Annotated in this window: 17 protein-coding genes; 9 read left to right on the top strand and 8 right to left on the bottom strand. The window is 56.8% G+C overall.

Going from position 1 to position 15,793, the window contains the following annotated elements; all coding sequences use genetic code 11:
* Nucleotides 1-32: 32 nt before the first annotated feature.
* The gene (locus AWB64_RS07435; RefSeq protein ID WP_060818055.1) at nt 33-926 is read right to left on the bottom strand and encodes an NAD-dependent epimerase/dehydratase family protein; all 894 of its coding nucleotides are present in this window, start codon (nt 924-926) and stop codon (nt 33-35) included.
* Between the two features lie 211 nt (nt 927-1,137).
* Here AWB64_RS07435 and AWB64_RS07440 point away from each other — a divergent pair, with 211 nt between their 5' ends.
* The 4 genes from AWB64_RS07440 (at nt 1,138) to AWB64_RS07455 (ending at nt 5,357) form a co-directional block, all read left to right on the top strand.
* Complete coding sequence (locus tag AWB64_RS07440; protein ID WP_060818056.1) at nt 1,138-2,139, top strand: ABC transporter permease; 1,002 nt, start codon at nt 1,138-1,140, stop codon at nt 2,137-2,139.
* An 80-nt stretch (nt 2,140-2,219) separates the two neighbouring features.
* Nucleotides 2,220-3,140 carry a sugar-binding protein gene (locus tag AWB64_RS07445; protein WP_099050505.1) on the top strand — a complete coding sequence of 307 codons (921 nt, stop codon included), beginning with the start codon at nt 2,220-2,222 and terminating at the stop codon, nt 3,138-3,140.
* Between the two features lie 23 nt (nt 3,141-3,163).
* Nucleotides 3,164-4,672, top strand: coding sequence for a sugar ABC transporter ATP-binding protein (locus AWB64_RS07450; RefSeq protein WP_060818058.1), 1,509 nt, complete (start codon nt 3,164-3,166; stop codon nt 4,670-4,672).
* A 28-nt stretch (nt 4,673-4,700) separates the two neighbouring features.
* Entirely contained in the window at nt 4,701-5,357 is a 657-nt protein-coding gene (locus AWB64_RS07455; protein WP_060818059.1) for an aspartate/glutamate racemase family protein, read from the top strand.
* Here AWB64_RS07455 and AWB64_RS07460 read toward each other — a convergent pair.
* Together AWB64_RS07460 and AWB64_RS07465 are read right to left on the bottom strand one after the other, a co-directional pair.
* Complete coding sequence (locus AWB64_RS07460) at nt 5,332-6,117, bottom strand: Crp/Fnr family transcriptional regulator (RefSeq protein ID WP_060818060.1); 786 nt, start codon at nt 6,115-6,117, stop codon at nt 5,332-5,334. The two genes, AWB64_RS07455 and AWB64_RS07460, sit on opposite strands and share 26 nt — an antisense overlap.
* A gap of 149 nt (nt 6,118-6,266) precedes the next feature.
* Entirely contained in the window at nt 6,267-7,361 is a 1,095-nt protein-coding gene (locus tag AWB64_RS07465; RefSeq protein ID WP_060818061.1) for a tartrate dehydrogenase, read from the bottom strand.
* A 148-nt stretch (nt 7,362-7,509) separates the two neighbouring features.
* Here AWB64_RS07465 and AWB64_RS07470 point away from each other — a divergent pair, with 148 nt between their 5' ends.
* On the top strand, nt 7,510-8,424 hold the full coding sequence (locus tag AWB64_RS07470; RefSeq protein ID WP_060818062.1) for a LysR family transcriptional regulator: 915 nt from the start codon (nt 7,510-7,512) through the stop codon (nt 8,422-8,424).
* Here the strand turns inward: AWB64_RS07470 and AWB64_RS07475 are convergent.
* Both AWB64_RS07475 and AWB64_RS07480 read right to left on the bottom strand, forming a co-directional pair.
* Nucleotides 8,421-8,891, bottom strand: a complete 471-nt coding sequence (locus AWB64_RS07475; protein WP_060818063.1) for an AraC family transcriptional regulator — start codon at nt 8,889-8,891, stop codon at nt 8,421-8,423. The genes AWB64_RS07470 and AWB64_RS07475 overlap by 4 nt on opposite strands.
* Nucleotides 8,892-8,906: 15 nt before the next feature.
* A complete protein-coding gene (locus AWB64_RS07480; RefSeq protein ID WP_060818064.1) occupies nt 8,907-9,191 on the bottom strand; it encodes a hypothetical protein in 285 nt (94 codons plus the stop codon).
* Between the two features lie 279 nt (nt 9,192-9,470).
* On the opposite strand from AWB64_RS07480, the gene kynB reads away from it, so the two are divergent.
* On the top strand, nt 9,471-10,112 hold the full coding sequence (kynB, locus tag AWB64_RS07485; protein WP_060818065.1) for an arylformamidase: 642 nt from the start codon (nt 9,471-9,473) through the stop codon (nt 10,110-10,112).
* 57 nt (nt 10,113-10,169) lie between these two features.
* Here the strand turns inward: kynB and AWB64_RS07490 are convergent, their stop codons facing one another.
* A complete protein-coding gene (locus AWB64_RS07490; RefSeq protein WP_060818066.1) occupies nt 10,170-11,015 on the bottom strand; it encodes an oxidoreductase in 846 nt (281 codons plus the stop codon).
* 232 nt (nt 11,016-11,247) lie between these two features.
* Here AWB64_RS07490 and AWB64_RS07495 point away from each other — a divergent pair, with 232 nt between their 5' ends.
* Nucleotides 11,248-12,198: an AraC family transcriptional regulator gene (locus AWB64_RS07495; RefSeq protein ID WP_060818067.1), complete on the top strand. Its 951-nt coding sequence runs from the start codon at nt 11,248-11,250 to the stop codon at nt 12,196-12,198.
* An 89-nt stretch (nt 12,199-12,287) separates the two neighbouring features.
* Nucleotides 12,288-12,596 carry a putative quinol monooxygenase gene (locus tag AWB64_RS07500; RefSeq protein WP_060818068.1) on the top strand — a complete coding sequence of 103 codons (309 nt, stop codon included), beginning with the start codon at nt 12,288-12,290 and terminating at the stop codon, nt 12,594-12,596.
* Nucleotides 12,597-12,676: 80 nt separating this feature from the next.
* Here AWB64_RS07500 and AWB64_RS07505 read toward each other — a convergent pair whose 3' ends face one another.
* Nucleotides 12,677-13,348 (bottom strand): glutathione S-transferase family protein, encoded by a 672-nt coding sequence (locus tag AWB64_RS07505; RefSeq protein WP_060818069.1) that lies wholly within the window; start codon nt 13,346-13,348, stop codon nt 12,677-12,679.
* Nucleotides 13,349-13,527: 179 nt separating this feature from the next.
* On the opposite strand from AWB64_RS07505, the gene AWB64_RS07510 reads away from it, so the two are divergent.
* The gene (locus AWB64_RS07510) at nt 13,528-14,094 is read left to right on the top strand and encodes a TetR/AcrR family transcriptional regulator (protein ID WP_060818401.1); all 567 of its coding nucleotides are present in this window, start codon (nt 13,528-13,530) and stop codon (nt 14,092-14,094) included.
* Nucleotides 14,095-14,119: 25 nt separating this feature from the next.
* On the opposite strand, the gene AWB64_RS07515 is transcribed toward AWB64_RS07510, so the two are convergent.
* The gene (locus tag AWB64_RS07515; RefSeq protein ID WP_060818070.1) at nt 14,120-15,742 is read right to left on the bottom strand and encodes an ATP-binding protein; all 1,623 of its coding nucleotides are present in this window, start codon (nt 15,740-15,742) and stop codon (nt 14,120-14,122) included.
* Nucleotides 15,743-15,793 lie beyond the last annotated feature (51 nt).

A 15,793-nucleotide genomic window follows, 5' to 3' on the forward strand; every position in this document is an offset into this window, starting at 1 on the left:
TTGCACATGACGCGTGACCCCCGGCACCCGCATTAGAGCGCTGCCTGCTCACGCCATTTATATTTTTGCTGCCAGCCAAGCAGCCGCTTCAACTTTTCGTTGCTGAGCAGCGTCTCGAACTCGCCCATCTGCTTTTTCACCGGTACGCCCGGATAAAACTCGTTCAGCAATTGCGCAGTCGGCCGGTCCGATGAAACGTCGTCGGCCGCCACGTTCATGACCTCGAATCCGAGCCCGTCTTTTTCAATGCCGAGCCGGCATGCCGTCGCCAGATCGCGGCCATCGATATAACTCCATGCAATGCGCTTGCGCAGACCCGGATCTTTCAGCCACGCGGGGAATTTCTGATAGTCGACAGGATCCAGTACGTTGCCAATCCGGAAGCAATAAATATCCGCGCCCGTGCGCGCGTGAAATGCTTTTGCGGTGACTTCGTTGATCACCTTGGACATGGCGTAGCTGTCCATTGGGTCGACCGGATATTCTTCGTCGAGAGGGAAATATTCGGGATTGCGGTGCCGATGCGCGAACACCACGCCATATGTTGTCTCACTCGAAGCGACGATCACCTTCTTGATACCAAGCTTGGATGCCGCGTCGAGCACGTTATAGGTCGCCATCACGTTGATGCGAAAGACCTCATTGTCGGGTGTGATCAGGATGCGCGGAATAGCCGCGAAATGGACGATTGCGTCGATAGGCTTGGGCTCGATATCGTCTTCGAACTCCTTGAGCACGGTCGTCGACGCCAACGCGTTGAACACTTGGCCTGCATCGGTCAGGTCGGTAATCAATGTGCGTGCGATGGGCTTGGCCATTGGCACGCGGTCGAGATTCAATACTTCGTAGCCATGCGCCACGAGATCTTCAACGACCCATTTGCCGGCCAGTCCACTGCCGCCGGTCACTATTACTTGCTTCGTCATGTCTCGCGCTCCTGATCTGGTTTTATGACGGTTTCATCGTGAGGAACCATGTTACAGAGGGCCGGGCGCCGCTTCTGTGACGAACTTCATAGTCCCCGCGAGGTCACGCATCAGGGACAACCCCGATCCACATGTATGACGCTCGTCACAGACGCGCCGGGCGCCGCCGCCTACGATCCTTCCAAACCAGAATCAGATCAAGGAGACATCGGTGGCCGCAATATCGTCTAAAGAAAATCCGCACCGGCAAGCGACTGGATTCGCCGGCACTTTGCGCGGCCTGCTCAAGATTCGCGAACTGAATATCTTCTCGGTATTGCTGCTGGTCGGAATCCTGATCAGTATCTTTTCGCCGTATTTCCTCACCACCAACAATTTGATGGGCGTCTTCAGGTCGTTCTCGCTGATCGCCATCATGGCAATAGGCATGATGCTCGTGATCATTACGGGCGGTATCGATTTGTCGGTGGGTTCGGTGATGGGCTTGTCGTCGCTTGTGACGGCGTTGGCGTTCCAGCATGGCGCGGGTCCGGTCCTCGCGGTGATCGCGGGACTCGTGGTCGGGCTTGCAGTTGGATGCTTCAACGGCTTGCTGATCACATGGATTCAGTTGCCGCCGTTCATTGCCACGCTGGGGACGCTGAGCATCGGGCGCGGCCTGATGTACATGATTACGAAGGGCGTGCCGGTTACGCCGGATGTTCCCGACAGTTTCACGTTCATTGGCCAGGGGTACGTTGGCTTCGTACCGTTCCCCGTGATCATCATGATTGTCATGACCCTGTGCTTCTCCGTGCTGATGCGGCAAACGCGTTTCGGCCGGCACGTCTACGCAACAGGCGGCAACGAAATGGCGGCGCGTCTTAGCGGCGTGCGTACGTATCGCGTCAAGTTCATTGTGTATGCGCTCTCGGGCCTTATTGCGGCCATTGCGGGCATTGTCAGCTTCTCGCGGTTTGTATCGGCGGAGCCTGCGTCGGGGTTTGGCGCCGAACTCGACGTGATCGCGGCCGCTGCCATTGGCGGCGCGAGTCTTTCCGGCGGCGCGGGCAGCGTGGAGGGCGCCATTATCGGCGCGGCGCTTGCGGGGATCATCACTAACGGTGTGGTTCTTTTGAATATCGATACTTATGCGCAGCAGGCCATTACAGGATGCGTGATCCTGCTCGCGGTCAGTATCGATATCTGGCGCGTGCGCCGAAAGGGACGTTGAGCGCCTTGCGTCCGATCTTTTGTTTCACCACTAAAAATAGACCCTTGGAGACGAAAATGGATCAAGCAATTCGCAGCGCAATGAGCATTGGCGTGGCAACGGTTGCCCTTTGTATCGGCACGTTGGCGCATGCCAAGGACGCAAAGGACATCTCCGTTGCAGTTGTGCCAAAGGTGGCCGTTCCGTTCTTCGATGACTGCAACAAGGGCGCGCAGACATCTGCCGACAAGCTCGGCGTGAAATATCAATGGGTCGTGCCGCAAAACACGCAGGGGTCCACGCAGGTCAAGATCATTGAGGACCTGATTTCCAAGCACGTGGACGGTATCGCCATTTCGGTGAATGAGCCCAAGTCGGTCGAGAGCGTCATGAAACGGGCGGAGCAAAGCGGCATCAAGGTACTGACATTCGATTCTGATTCGCCCAAGAGCGGGCGCTCTATGTATATCGGCACGAACAATGAATCGGCTGGTGCAACCATGGCCGAGACCATGGGCAAAGCGCTGGGTGGCAACGGCGAGGTCGCGATCATCACCGGACAACTGGGCGCGGTTAACCTGAACGAGCGCATTGCCGGCATCAAGAAGGGCTTGGCGAAGTACCCCGGCATCAAGATCGTGGAAACGCAGGGGACGGAAGACGACCTTGCAAAAGGTGTGTCGGTCGTCGAGACGACATTGCGCGCGCATCCGCAGTTGAAGGGCATTTTTGGCGTGAGTCAGGTTGGCGGCCCGGCGGTATCGAAGGTGCTGAACACGAAGGAGTTTGGCGCGATGAAAGGCAAGCTGGAAGTCCTCGCGTTCGACGATCTTCCCGACACACTCAAGGCGCTCAAGGACGGCTCCATTCAAGGGATCATGGTCCAGCGGCCGGTCACCATGGGCTCGCTTGCGGTCGATCACCTGGTCGCCCAAATTCAAGGTAAGGGCGAAGCGCCCAAGGATATCGACACAGGCGTGACAGTGGTGACCAAGGACAATATTGGCAGCTACACGAAATAAGCAACATTACTCAAGGGAGCGTCATGGCAACGCCATTCCTGGAAATGCGCGCTATTTCCAAAACCTTTCCCGGCGTGAGAGCACTGGACGGCGTGCACCTTCAAATCCGGCAAGGCGAAGTGCTCGCGCTCGCCGGGGAGAACGGCGCAGGCAAGAGCACGCTCATGAAAATCCTGACGGGCATCTATGCGCCCGATCCGGGCGGAAAGATACTGATAGAAGGCAACGAGATCGAGATGCGCGACGGCAATCACGCGCGCGCTTTGGGTATAGGCATCATTTACCAGGAACTGTCTGTCGTAGAGAATCTCAGCGTGGCGGAAAATCTTTTCCTTGCACGAGAGCCGCTCAATCGCCTGGGTTTGCTCGACCGGCCAAGCATGGAGCACGAGGCCCGCGCGATGCTCCACACCATCGAACTGGATGTCGATCCATCCACGCGTGTCAGCGAACTGAGCGTGGGGCAGCAGCAAATGGTCGAGATTGCGAAGGCGCTCGCGCATCAGTCGAAGGTCATCATCATGGACGAACCGACTGCATCGCTCAGCCATCACGAGACACGAACGCTGCTGCGGCTGATCAAGCGGCTGCGCGAACGCAACATTGCGGTGGTCTATATCTCGCACCGGCTCGAGGAGATATTCGAACTGGCGGATTACGTAAGCGTTTTGCGCGACGGCCGTACCGTCGCTACCTCGCCCATAGCCGAGGTTACGCGTGATTCGCTGGTTCGCATGATGGTCGATCGTGAACTGAGCGACCTGTATCCTGGCTCAACCCGTTCTCATGCAAGCACGGTTCCCGTGCTTGAGGTTCGCGATCTGTCGCTGCGCGCGGCCAAGGGCGCCGAGGCGCGAATCAGGGATATCAACTTCACGCTGCATCGCGGAGAAATTCTCGGGGTTGCGGGGCTGGTTGGATCGGGGCGCACGGAGATCATGGAAATGATTTTTGGCATTCGACCATGCACGGGAAGCATTGCCGTCGATGGCAAACGCCTGAGCATTCGTAATCCTCACGATGCCATTGAGCATGGCATTGGGTTCGTGACTGAGGACCGCAAGGCTCAAGGGCTGATACTGGGAATGAGCGTGCGCGAGAACTTCAGCCTTACGCATTTGAAACGCTATTCGCCTTTTCAGTTTTTGCAACGCGCCAAGGAAGAAGAGAGCTGCAAGCAATTCGTGCGAAGTCTCGGGATCAAGACGCCGGGTACGGAGCAGAAAGTCGTCAATTTGAGCGGTGGCAATCAGCAGAAGATTGTCATTGCCAAATGGGTGGCGCGAAATCCGAAGGTGCTGATTGTCGATGAACCCACACGCGGTATCGATATCGGTGCGAAAGCGGAAGTGCATGCACTGCTGGCGCGGCTGGCCTCGCAAGGTATCGGGATCATTGTCATCTCGTCTGATCTGCTTGAAGTGCTCGCAGTCAGCGACAGGATTCTGGTGGTTCGGGAAGGACGATTGAACGGCGAGATGACGCGCGCCGAGGCCACGCAGGAACGCGTGATGGCGGCAGCCACCGCATGAATTTTTTCAACAAACCCAACTCAAGACCATGACAACGATAGCTGTGATTCACACCGGACCCGTGACCGTTTTGCCAATCAAGGAGCAACTCAACGAATTGATCGCCGACGCGCGCGTGATCAACATCATGGACGACAGCTTGCTGAACGACGTGCGCGCAGCCGGCCATCTGACGCCGGAAGTCGCGAGCCGCATTTATAGCTATATGCTGAACGCGCAGGCAATGGGCGCGGACATCATCCTGAACGCGTGTTCGTCCGTGGGCGAGGCATCCGACTCGCTGAAGGCATTCATTCGCACGCCTATAGTAAAGATCGACGAGTCGATGGCCGAAGAAGCAAGCGCGATCGGGCGGCGTATCGGCGTGGTCGCAACGGTATCGACAACGCTGGACCCGACCGTGCGGCTGATCCGGCGCAAGGCCGCCGAACTCGAGCGCACAGTGGAAGTAACGGAGCGGATCGCGGAAGGCGCGTTCGAAGCACTGCTGGCGGGAGACGGTACGCGCCACGACGCCATACTCAAGCAGACGATCGTCACGCTTGCCGATGAAGTCGACGTCGTGGTGCTCGCGCAGGTTTCCATGGCGCGTCTCGTGCCCGCGCTTGGAGACTTGCGCGTACCTGTGCTGTCCAGTCCGCGCAGCGGCGTGGCAGCGGTCAAGCGCGCGCTAGAGGCGCTTTGACATAGTGGGTGCTGAATGGTGAAGGCGGCGCCGTGAACGTCGCCGGCAAGATCCGTTGCGCAGGCGCTGTCTTGTGCGGCAAGTAGCGGGTTACGAAAAGGGGCGTCAGCACGATCTTGCGTTCATGCATGGCAGTCAACCCTTCAGCCTTCAGGTCGTTGAAGTGCCGGTTGACGGATTCGCGCGATGTTCCAATGAATTCGGCAAGCTTGTCTTGCGGGATCGACAGGTCGATCAGTACGGAGTCGCCTCTATCCGCATAGTCGAATTCCACTCCAATCTGGTTCGCGAACATCACCAGGATGTTTGTGAGCCGCTTGCGAACGTCGTGCAGGGAAAGGTTTTCTATGAGTTGTTGCGCTTCCTGCCACCGGCGGTAATGGCTCTTCAAGACGAACTGATTGATGACGTCATAGCGCTCGAGCAGCTGCTTGAAATCCGCCTTGCGGATATAGCAGATCATGCTTGGCGCAAGCGTCTGCGCATTGTGCGAATAATTGGCCTCGTTCAGCACGTCGCCATCTCCGAACAACATGCCGGCTTTAATGAACGACAACGTGATTTCCTGCCCGTCTTCAGTCAACCTGAACAGGCGTACACTGCCGCTCTTCAGCAAATAGACATGATTGCTCGAATCTTCCGGCCGATAAATTGTCGTGTTTTTCCTGACGGTCCGATGTTCGCTGAATGCAGGCATGACCTCATCGAGGCAATGACGTTCGATGAGCGAAAGCAGCTCGCTTTTTCCGACAAACCACATTGGGTGTCTCCTTGAACTTTGCCTCGAAAACCGTGGACGGTCATGAGGTGTTTGTATGCAGGCGGTCGCTGTCATTTTATCGACTCATCAAGTCTACACAGGGCTTGCGATTCTTGTGCGCAAGGGCTCAAGCCTGCGCATCCGCAAGTTCACATTGTTTGTGGCGTATTCGCCTCATGCGATGCAAGCAACGCACAGACGGCATCGGTCACTTGCCGCGTCGTGGCCTTGCCCCCGAGATCGCTGGTATGCAAGGAAGGGTCTGCCATGACGCGTTCGATTGTGTTCATCAGCGTGCCGGCCGCGTCCATTTCACCGAGATGTTCGAGCATCATCACCACAGACCAGAAGGTACCGATGGGATTTGCAAGACCTGATCCCATGATGTCGAATGCGGAGCCATGGATTGGCTCGAACATCGACGGATAGCGGCGTTCCGGATCGAGATTGGCGGTCGGCGCAATACCAAGACTGCCGGCGAGCGCGGCAGCTAGGTCGCTCAGGATATCCGCGTGGAGATTGGTGGCGACGATGGTGTCGAGCGTCGCCGGGCGATTCACCATGCGTGCGGTGGCGGCATCGACGAGTTCCTTGTCCCACGTTACTTGCGGGAATTCCGCTGAGATCTGCACCGCGATCTCGTCCCACATCACCATGGCGTGGCGTTGCGCATTGCTCTTGGTAATGACGGTCAATTGCTTGCGAGGACGCGACGCCGCAAGTCGAAACGCAAATCGCAGGATGCGTTCTACGCCGGCCCGCGTCATCATGGAAACATCAGTGGCGACTTCTATTGGATGCCCTTGATGCGCGCGCCCTCCAATGCCTGCGTATTCGCCCTCGGAGTTTTCCCTGACGATCACCCAGTCGAGATCGCGCGCGCCGCAGCGTTTAAGTGGTGTATCGATGCCGGCAAGGATGCGGGTGGGACGCACGTTTGCATATTGATCGAAGCCCTGGCAAATCTTGAGACGAAGACCCCAGAGCGTGACATGGTCGGGTATATCCGGATCTCCAGCCGAACCGAAGAGGATGGCATCCTTGTCCCGCAGCGCATCAAGGCCGTCGGCCGGCATCATTACGCCATGCGCGCGATAGTAATCTCCACCCCATCCAAAGTTCTCGAATTCGAATTTGAATTTGCTGGTGTGCGCTGCAAGTACTTCAAGCACTTCTTGCCCAGCGGGAACGACTTCCTTGCCAATTCCATCTCCAGGAATGGTTGCAATGCGGTAATTCTTCATGTCGAGTCTCTTGGCGATTAAACATCTAACGCATCCTAAGGCGCAAATGGTGCCGGCAAACGCTGCTAGACTTAAATCGTTCTTAACTTGAGGTTAAGAATTCTGATCGCCTGGCAGTGCGCCCAAGCGACTCAAAATAAATGACTCGATGACATCTCCCATTCAGGCGGAAGACCTAAGCTTTTTTTCGATCCTCGCGGGTAGCGGCAGCTTGACTGCGGCCGCCCGCGAATTGGGACTGAGCACTGCGGCCGTCAGTAAACATCTCGCGCAAATGGAGGCTCGCGCGGGCGTTGCGCTGGTAAGCCGGACCACGCGGCGCATGAGCCTTACACCCGAGGGCGAAATCTATGTTGCGCGAGCGCGGCGCATCCTGAGCGACTTGGACGAGCTTGCGCAACTTCTAGGCGGTGCTTGCGCTGCGCCAAGTGGTCTTTTACGTGTGAACGCAACGCTGGGTTTTGGCCGGAGTCATATCGCGCCGGCAATATCGCGATTCGTGAAGAAGTTTCCCGAGGTCGATGTTCAATTGCAGTTATCGGTCGATCCGCCGCCGCTTAGCGAAAATTCCTTCGATGTTTGCGTGCGTTTTGGCGAGCCGCCGGACGCTCGCGTCATTGCCCGGCAAGTTGCGCCGAACCGGCGGCTCCTTTGCGCCGCGCCCGCCTATTTCGCGGATCGTCCTTTTCCGCTGACGCCTGATGATCTGGCGCAGCACAATTGCATCGGCATACGCCAGGGTGACGACGGCTACGGTATCTGGCGGCTGATAAGCGGACACGGTGCGGCCGAGAAGACCGAAAGCGTTCGCGTGCGCGGCAACCTGACCACGAACGACGGAGAGATCGCAGTGAAGTGGGCGCTTGACGGACATGGCATCTTGCTGCGTGCGGAATGGGATATTACTGAATACTTGCGCGATGGCCGGCTTGTGCACGTGCTGCCGGAATACCGCACGCCGGGTGCGGACATTTATGCGGTCATTCCGCAGCACCTGCAAACCACGGCGCGAGTGAAGGCGTTTATTGATTTCCTGGTACTTGCCTTGCACGACGACGCTTAAGCGAGCGGCAAGCAAATTTCCGTGAGCAGATCAGCAGGCGCTGTTTCTTTCGGGTTGTTCAGATATTCCTCGAAGGCCGGTGCATCGGCGGCTTCGCGACCCGACTGCACGAGCCAGGTTCCATAAAGCCATTCATAAGTCGCGTGCAGGTCGCTATAAGGGCCGGCGTGGCGCAATACCGCATATTCACCGCCGCGTATCTGCGTCAGGCTCAGCGGCGGAACGATTTCGATGTCACGCGGCAGCATTGCGCCTGCCTTCGATCGTAATTCCGCTTCGGGAACGATGCCCGGATCGTCGTAATAGATCCCCACCATCCGGGTCCCCGGCGAAAGCAGGCCGCGGCTTGCCAGCCCGCCGATGAGCAAGTCGAACGCCTTGCCAATCTGCATATAGGGTCCGGTGTGATCGACGCATGCCACGGTCATTGCCGCAATGTCGCGAATGACGACCTCATGTGCTGTCATTTCATTGGCTCTAAGTCATTCATCCATTTCGTTCACTCGCCCGATCAGCCTTGCGGGATCGGTCAGGCAATCTTCGATTGTTCCTTCGTCCTCGAACAGCATGCGCAGCACACACGCTTCATCTTCTGTCAGGCCGGAGTCTTCGAGTTCCCCATCTTGGACAATAGTGTCGCAGTCGTCGAGCGTCAATTCTGCGATCACCGCCGACGACAATGCTACCGGCCACTTCTCGCTGAACGCGACAGTGATTACTTTGCGTGCTTCGTCGTAGGCCCTGATCTCGACGCTGATGTAGGACATGATGTCGAACCCTCGGGTGAATAGACCGGAGTGGGAAGTCTTAAGGGTCAGCAGGATCAGGAAACGCGATGGATGACATCGGTCAGCTCAAGTGTAGCAACACACAATCTCTCGCGTAAACCGGTGGGATCAAGAAAGGTAATAGTCCTATGGAATGCCAGACGTTCTGATCGGTGCCAAGCTTTTTATGCACCAGCGAAAGGCATTCAATCGCACCGGAATGAGGCAAAATTGTCGGCTTTCTCGTAAGATTGGTTTGAATTCAATTTGGTTAAGAACATGCCCCAAAAACTTTTCGACATCAGCGCCCCCATCGACTCGAATACGCCCGTCTGGCCCGGCGATACACCCGTTATGCTCGAACGGGTCTGGAAAATGGAGGCGGGTTCCCCAGTGAATGTCGGGCGCATGACGCTGTCGCCGCACACGGGGACTCATGCGGATGCGCCGTTGCATTATGACGAGCAGGGAGACGCGATCGGCGCGGCCGATCTCAATGTTTATATAGGCGAGTGCGTGGTTGTTTCGATCAGCCCCGCGGGTTCGCATGTCAGCGTTGAAGAGCTCGAATCGGCTTTGCGTCACGCGCAATTGCCACTGGCTGCGCGCGTGCTGATTCGAACTTACGCCAAGGCGCCGACCACCGAATGGGATAGCGGGTTTGCCGCTATCTCAGCCCATGCAATCGACTGGCTCGCGGAGCGAGGTGTCGGGCTTATCGGTGTCGATACACCATCGCTCGATCCGCAGGAGTCGAAAACAATGGACGCACATCGTCGCGTGCGCGCGCACAACATGGCAATTCTCGAAGGCTTGATTCTCGACGACGTGCCCGATGGAATCTACGAGCTGATCGCGCTGCCATTGAAGTTGACCACGCTCGACGCCAGTCCGGTCCGGGCAGTCTTGCGGACGTATTGACGACCGATTGCCAGGAGCCGGACCGTTGCCTTTTTCTATGAATGCGGCGAGCGATCTTCACGCACTGAAGTCGGTCGAAAGCGACAGCGCTTCCCACTGCTGTAGTTCTTCCTGCAGCGCCGCCAGCTTGTTTTTGACCAACTGCACTGCGTCGCTTCCAAGTAACAAATGCACCGGCGGATTAGGTGCTTCAACGATCCGCAAAAGCGCTTGCGCCGCCTTTGCGGGGTCGCCCAGCTGATTGCCGCTTTTTTCTTCTCGTGCCCGGCGAATGGGATCAAAAAGCGCGTCGTAATCAGCGATTGTCCGGTCTGTGCGCGTCATGGAACGGCCTGCCCAGTCTGTGCGGAACGAACCCGGTGCCATCGACGTCACCTTGACGCCAAGGTCCTTCACTTCTTTGGCAAGCGCCTCGGATATGCCTTCGAGCGCGAACTTGCTGCCGCAATAATAGGCGACACCCGGCATGGTGACAAAGCCGCCCATTGATGTGACGTTGATGATGTGACCACTGCGCCGTTGCCGCATTTCCGGCAAGACTGCTTTGATCATGGCGACCGCGCCGAATACATTGACGTCGAATTGGCGTTGTATTTCCTCCAGCGGCGATTCTTCAAGGATCCCTTCGTGGCCATAGCCAGCGTTGTTTACCAGAACGTCAATCGGTTTGTTATCTTGAACAAGCTTATCGATGCACGGCCTGATCGCGGAGAAATCGGTGACATCCAGCTGGACCGCGCGAGCGCGGGCCGTATCGAGCGACCGGAACTCCGCGGCTGCCTGTTCATTGCGGACAGTGCCAAATACAAGGTGGCCTGCATCGAGTGCGGCGCGCGCAAACGCACGGCCAAAGCCGGAACTGACACCGGTGATCAAAAAAGTCTTGCGGGTGGAATCGCTCATGACGCGTGGCTCCTGGACGGTTGGCCGCGACGATGCGCGGCATGGTGTGAAATATCGAACACTGTGATGGCGTTCTTTTCGTCACGGAGGGAAGTCTAGAGGCGAAGCGTTGTTCCAGAAATGTCGGTTCGTCCGCGATGGTTGCCTAATCCTCTGGCCGAGTAGAAATCGTGTTCGCCCGATTCCTGTCTCATGTGACACTGGCGGTTATCGAAGACAGCATGTTGATGCCATGGAATCCGACCTCAAAGTCTTGACACGGCTTCGCCGTGAGACGGTTGCGCTGCTATATGAGCTTGCGCCAATTGAAGGCTATAACTTGTCCGCACTGCCGGATGTGCGCTTCGTGCGCTCGAATCGTCCGTTGACACGCACGCCGGTGCTCTACGATCCTGGCATCGTGATCGTCTGTCAGGGGCGCAAGCGCGGTTACCTTGGCGAAGAGGTTTATCTGTACGACGCCGATCACTATCTGGTTGTGTCCGTGCCGTTGCCGTTTGCAATGGAAACGGATGCGACCGAACGAGAACCCATGCTCGCGATCTATTTACGGCTCGACTTCAATGTAGCGGCTGATCTGATGCTGCAACTCGATGAACGCGATGCACTGAGCCGTGCAAAACCGAGGGGCATGGCAACAACGCGACTCGATGTTCGCCTGAGCGAAACGGTGCTGCGCTTGTTGCAGGCGGTGAGCGATCCGCTTGAGGCGCAGATTCTCGGGCCGGCGCTGGTGCGGGAAATATACTTCCGTGTGTTCATGGGCGACCAGGGCGGGTCGATGCGCGCGGCGTTGAACCGGCAGGGGCATTTCGGAAGCGTCTCGCGGGCGCTTAGAAAGATTCATCAGGCGTTTGCGCAACCCCTGACGGTGGAAGAACTGGCGGCGGAAGCCAACATGAGTGTGTCGACATTCCACGCTCACTTCAAGGACGTGACGGATACATCGCCGATCCAGTACATCAAATCGACGCGGCTACATCAGGCGCGCCTGCTGATGGCGCGCAGCGGTCTTACTGCAGCCGCCGCGGCCGCTAATGTAGGTTATGAAAGTTCCTCGCAGTTCAGCCGCGAGTTCAAGCGTTTGTTCGGCAGCAGCCCGATAGAAGAAGTGCAAAGAATGCAGCGTTATTTCGCGGTGCCGGCGCCTGCGCCAGATTCAATCTATGTGTCCTCGCACTGAACGCCTATCGAACGCCCGTGCAAGATCGGGATTATGATTAGCGCGGCATTTTCGCCGTCACTTGCCTTAATTCATTTGGAGAGCATCGGATGATCCATGTCATTGCCACTATCACTGCGAAACCCGGTCAACGTAGCACGGTGCTTGCATTGTTCAGTCAGAACCGGCCCGCAGTCCTGGCAGAAGCGGGATGCATCAGCTACGAAGCCGTGATCGATGTGCCTGGTGCTGGCGCAATCCAGACGCCTCTTGGCGACGATACATTCGCGGTCATCGAACAATGGGAAAGCATTGACGCCCTGAAAGCGCACGCCGCATCTCCCCATATGGCGGAATACGGCAAGCAGACCGCGCCGCTGGTCGCCGCGCGTGCAATCAACGTACTGCAGGCGGTCTAGCCGAACGACTGCACATGGCGGCTATGGTCTTTTCGTCTGGCAGCCTGTACGCGCGTATGGCTGTTCCAGGCTGCCGCGCTTTACGCTGCCGGAAGCGCCATCACTTGTCCGCTTCGATTCTTTACACTGGGGCGCTCTGACATCTTTGCCTGCCACGCAAGGAGTGCGGTGCAATCGTCGGGAATCACAACCCCTGCTGCACCTGCGTGCATGAGCGCCGCATAGACTGTGATGTCGGCCATCGAAAAATCGTTGCCTGCTACGTGGGCATTTGATTTCAGCACGCTATCGAAGTACTGCATGCCGCGCACGAACTTCTCAAGATAGCGTTCTCCCCATTCCTTCCTGTGCGCCCACTCTGGACTTTTATAGGCCTCCAAGCGAGCGCCGAGTCCCGGCGTGGCGTGGTGAAAGTAAATGCCGATGGCATCAATCAGTTGATCGTCAGCACGCTTTTGCATCATATGAATGACGGCCTTCTGCTTGGGCGTCTTGCCGGTAAGCGTAGGATTGCCGTCCAGGTTGTCGAGATATTCCGTGATCGCAACGCATTCCGAAATGAATGTGCCGTCGTCGAGTTCGAGGACCGGGACTGTACCGGTCGGGTTGATCGCGAGAAAGGCATCCTGCTTGTGCTCGGCGGCAAACAGATCCACTTTGACGAATTCAATTTGTGCATCCAGGCCTTTCTCCGCCAGGACAATGCGAATGCGCGCCGGATTGGGAAAACCCGAAATGTCGTATATTTTCATGACCGATCCTTATCTATCGATAGGTTAATGGAGCGAAACGAAGATTAGGACGCGGCGGCAGAACTGTCAACAACAATCTATCGATAGATAAGGAGACAATTCGAGTTATCTATCGATAGGGTTATAATTCCGTGGTAGTTGCTTGACAACGCATGTTTAATGGAAAGAGGAAATTCTTGATGGTCACTACCGACACCCGGGAAAAAATCATGAGCGTTGGCCGGCTCATGGTGCAGGGTCATGGCTATAACGCGCTGAGCTTTCGGGAGATCGGCAAGGAAGTCGGTGTGTCCAGTGCGAGTATCCACCATCACTTTCCTACCAAGGGCGATCTTGGCGCGGCGCTTGCACAGCGCTACACGGAGGACGGCATTGAGGCGCTTGGGCAAATAATCGCGTCGTCCAGGACGGCCCGCGATTGCATCGACAGTTATGCGGGGATATTTCGGGCGGCGTTATTGAACGACAACAGAATGTGTCTTGTCGGGCTGATGGCTGCCGAACATGATGACTTGCCTGTGGAGGTGCGCGCGGAGGTGGATCGCTTCATCAATGTCAACGTGGAATGGCTCGTTGAAGTGCTCTCGCGTAGAAGAACCAGGGCAGGGAAAGAAGCAAACCGCCAACAAGCGCTGGCGATTTTCGCGGCAATGGAAGGTGCTCAGCTTGTGGCGAGAGGGCGAGGAAATATCGCCTTGTTTGATCAGGCGGTGGCTGCCTACCGGGCCGCCGGCCTGTTTCCGTGAGAAATGCGTCGCACCGCAAGGCGCTTCAGGCATGTCCGCGAAATAACGCGCACATTCTGAAGGCCTCTTCGGAAAGCGGAATCTCTTTGGCGCGACAATAGCGCGTTGTGAGCTTGAGGAGTTCCTTGACGTCTCGTCCGCTTGCGTTCGGATAAGTTCGTGACAGCGCTTCAATTAGATCGTTATTGAGATCCGCGCCCAACTGCTCGCCAAGCAATTTCCAAAGCAGAATCGCGTCCGGTGGCGACGGCGTTTCATACTGTATTTTCGCAATGCAACGAGACAGGATGGCGTCGTCTACATCGTCCACACGATTGGTCGTCATGAAAAGCAGACCATTAAAATATTCGAGCGTACGCAGGAATTCCGCCACGATAGCGTTGTGTTCCAGATCGTTGTCCCGGCGCCGGATATAGACGTCGGCCTCATCCAGAAGCAGGATGGAATCCCAGCGTACCGCGCGCTGCAGAATGCCGGACAAGGACGCGCCGACCGACGCCGCCGAAGTGCCCAACTGCCCGGAATGCACACGGTACAGCGGCTTGCCCACCACTTCCGAATAGACCTCCGCAGTCAGCGTCTTGCCAAGCCCTGGCGCTCCCTGGCAAAGAATCGTCGTGCCGCTCGACTTGCCCGGCACAAAGTCCTGTACGAACACGCGATTTTTCGAAGTCAGAATGTCGATCAGATCGCGATGATGTTTTGGCAGCACCAGCTTGTCGCGCAATTCAGGCTGATACCGATATTCGGTGATGTGCTGCACATGTACCCATATATTTCGATGCCACTCGAGATGAAACAGGTACACGTAGCAATGCAGCGGCACTTTCTCGAATCCCGTCTCGACGTTCGCGCTGCGCCAGAAGGCGGCGTCGGCCATCATCTGGAAGCGGCGTTCAAGCATTTCTTCGTCATTGATGCACTTCGCGCTGACGCCTTCGACAATACGCGCGAGTTGCGCAACACCCTTTGCATCGACTGTGAACGCGGCCTTCGAAATGACGAACTGCGCGCCAAAACGCGGCTGAATTTTAAGGAAGCGCTGCGCATGTTGCTCGTATTCACGCTTGAATTCCGGGCATTCCTTATAAAATCCAAACTCGGCCAGCAGTTCCGGAATGGTGCGGTTGACTATGTCGTGACGGTTGATAACCAGTGAAGTTGTCATGCCCGAAAGACGCATCTGCGGATCGGTACGTTCCGAGTTGGCCGACTGCATGGTGTTGGCCATCATGTCGACAACCACATAGGGGGCGCCCTGCTCGGGTTCGACATATCGCATGCGGTGCACGAGCCATGGCAAGAGCGTGCCGTCCTTGGCGCGACGGTATAACCAGCCATCGATCACGTCGCGGGAAAGATACGCGATAAGACCCGGCACGGTTTGATCGAGTGCGGGAATTGTGCGAGCGTGCGGCGCGTTATAGATGTTGTCGAGCGCAAGCATCTGGAACATCAGCGCGCTTTCGTTATTCGCCTTGCTCAGAGAATAAAGCGTATTCAGCGACTTCGAATCGAACAGCTTGCTCGACACAAGCATGTTGCCATGACATACACCGTGCTCGTTCAATTGTCTTGCTAGCGGCGACTCGGATTCGATCATTGCAAGCAAGGGGTGAACCAGTGATTCGGGTATTTCGAAGTCCATCAGTACACTCCCGTTGCGTTTGTCCGTAACCGGCCAACACCGGTGCGCTCG

This window comes from Caballeronia sordidicola (assembly GCF_001544455.2).
In the GTDB taxonomy this organism is placed as follows: domain Bacteria; phylum Pseudomonadota; class Gammaproteobacteria; order Burkholderiales; family Burkholderiaceae; genus Caballeronia; species Caballeronia sordidicola.

Bases quoted from the DNA above. Each gene is read 5' to 3' on its own strand.
- AWB64_RS07435 (WP_060818055.1), bottom strand. From the start codon at position 926: ATGACGAAGCAAGTAATAGTGACCGGCGGCAGTGGACTGGCCGGCAAA.
- AWB64_RS07445 (WP_099050505.1), top strand. From the start codon at position 2,220: ATGAGCATTGGCGTGGCAACGGTTGCCCTTTGTATCGGCACGTTGGCG.
- AWB64_RS07450 (WP_060818058.1), top strand. From the start codon at position 3,164: ATGGCAACGCCATTCCTGGAAATGCGCGCTATTTCCAAAACCTTTCCC.
- AWB64_RS07455 (WP_060818059.1), top strand. From the start codon at position 4,701: ATGACAACGATAGCTGTGATTCACACCGGACCCGTGACCGTTTTGCCA.
- AWB64_RS07460 (WP_060818060.1), bottom strand. From the start codon at position 6,117: ATGTGGTTTGTCGGAAAAAGCGAGCTGCTTTCGCTCATCGAACGTCAT.
- AWB64_RS07465 (WP_060818061.1), bottom strand. From the start codon at position 7,361: ATGAAGAATTACCGCATTGCAACCATTCCTGGAGATGGAATTGGCAAG.
- AWB64_RS07470 (WP_060818062.1), top strand. From the start codon at position 7,510: ATGACATCTCCCATTCAGGCGGAAGACCTAAGCTTTTTTTCGATCCTC.
- AWB64_RS07475 (WP_060818063.1), bottom strand. From the start codon at position 8,891: ATGACAGCACATGAGGTCGTCATTCGCGACATTGCGGCAATGACCGTG.
- AWB64_RS07480 (WP_060818064.1), bottom strand. From the start codon at position 9,191: ATGTCCTACATCAGCGTCGAGATCAGGGCCTACGACGAAGCACGCAAA.
- kynB (WP_060818065.1), top strand. From the start codon at position 9,471: ATGCCCCAAAAACTTTTCGACATCAGCGCCCCCATCGACTCGAATACG.
- AWB64_RS07490 (WP_060818066.1), bottom strand. From the start codon at position 11,015: ATGAGCGATTCCACCCGCAAGACTTTTTTGATCACCGGTGTCAGTTCC.
- AWB64_RS07495 (WP_060818067.1), top strand. From the start codon at position 11,248: ATGGAATCCGACCTCAAAGTCTTGACACGGCTTCGCCGTGAGACGGTT.
- AWB64_RS07500 (WP_060818068.1), top strand. From the start codon at position 12,288: ATGATCCATGTCATTGCCACTATCACTGCGAAACCCGGTCAACGTAGC.
- AWB64_RS07505 (WP_060818069.1), bottom strand. From the start codon at position 13,348: ATGAAAATATACGACATTTCGGGTTTTCCCAATCCGGCGCGCATTCGC.
- AWB64_RS07510 (WP_060818401.1), top strand. From the start codon at position 13,528: ATGGTCACTACCGACACCCGGGAAAAAATCATGAGCGTTGGCCGGCTC.
- AWB64_RS07515 (WP_060818070.1), bottom strand. From the start codon at position 15,742: ATGGACTTCGAAATACCCGAATCACTGGTTCACCCCTTGCTTGCAATG.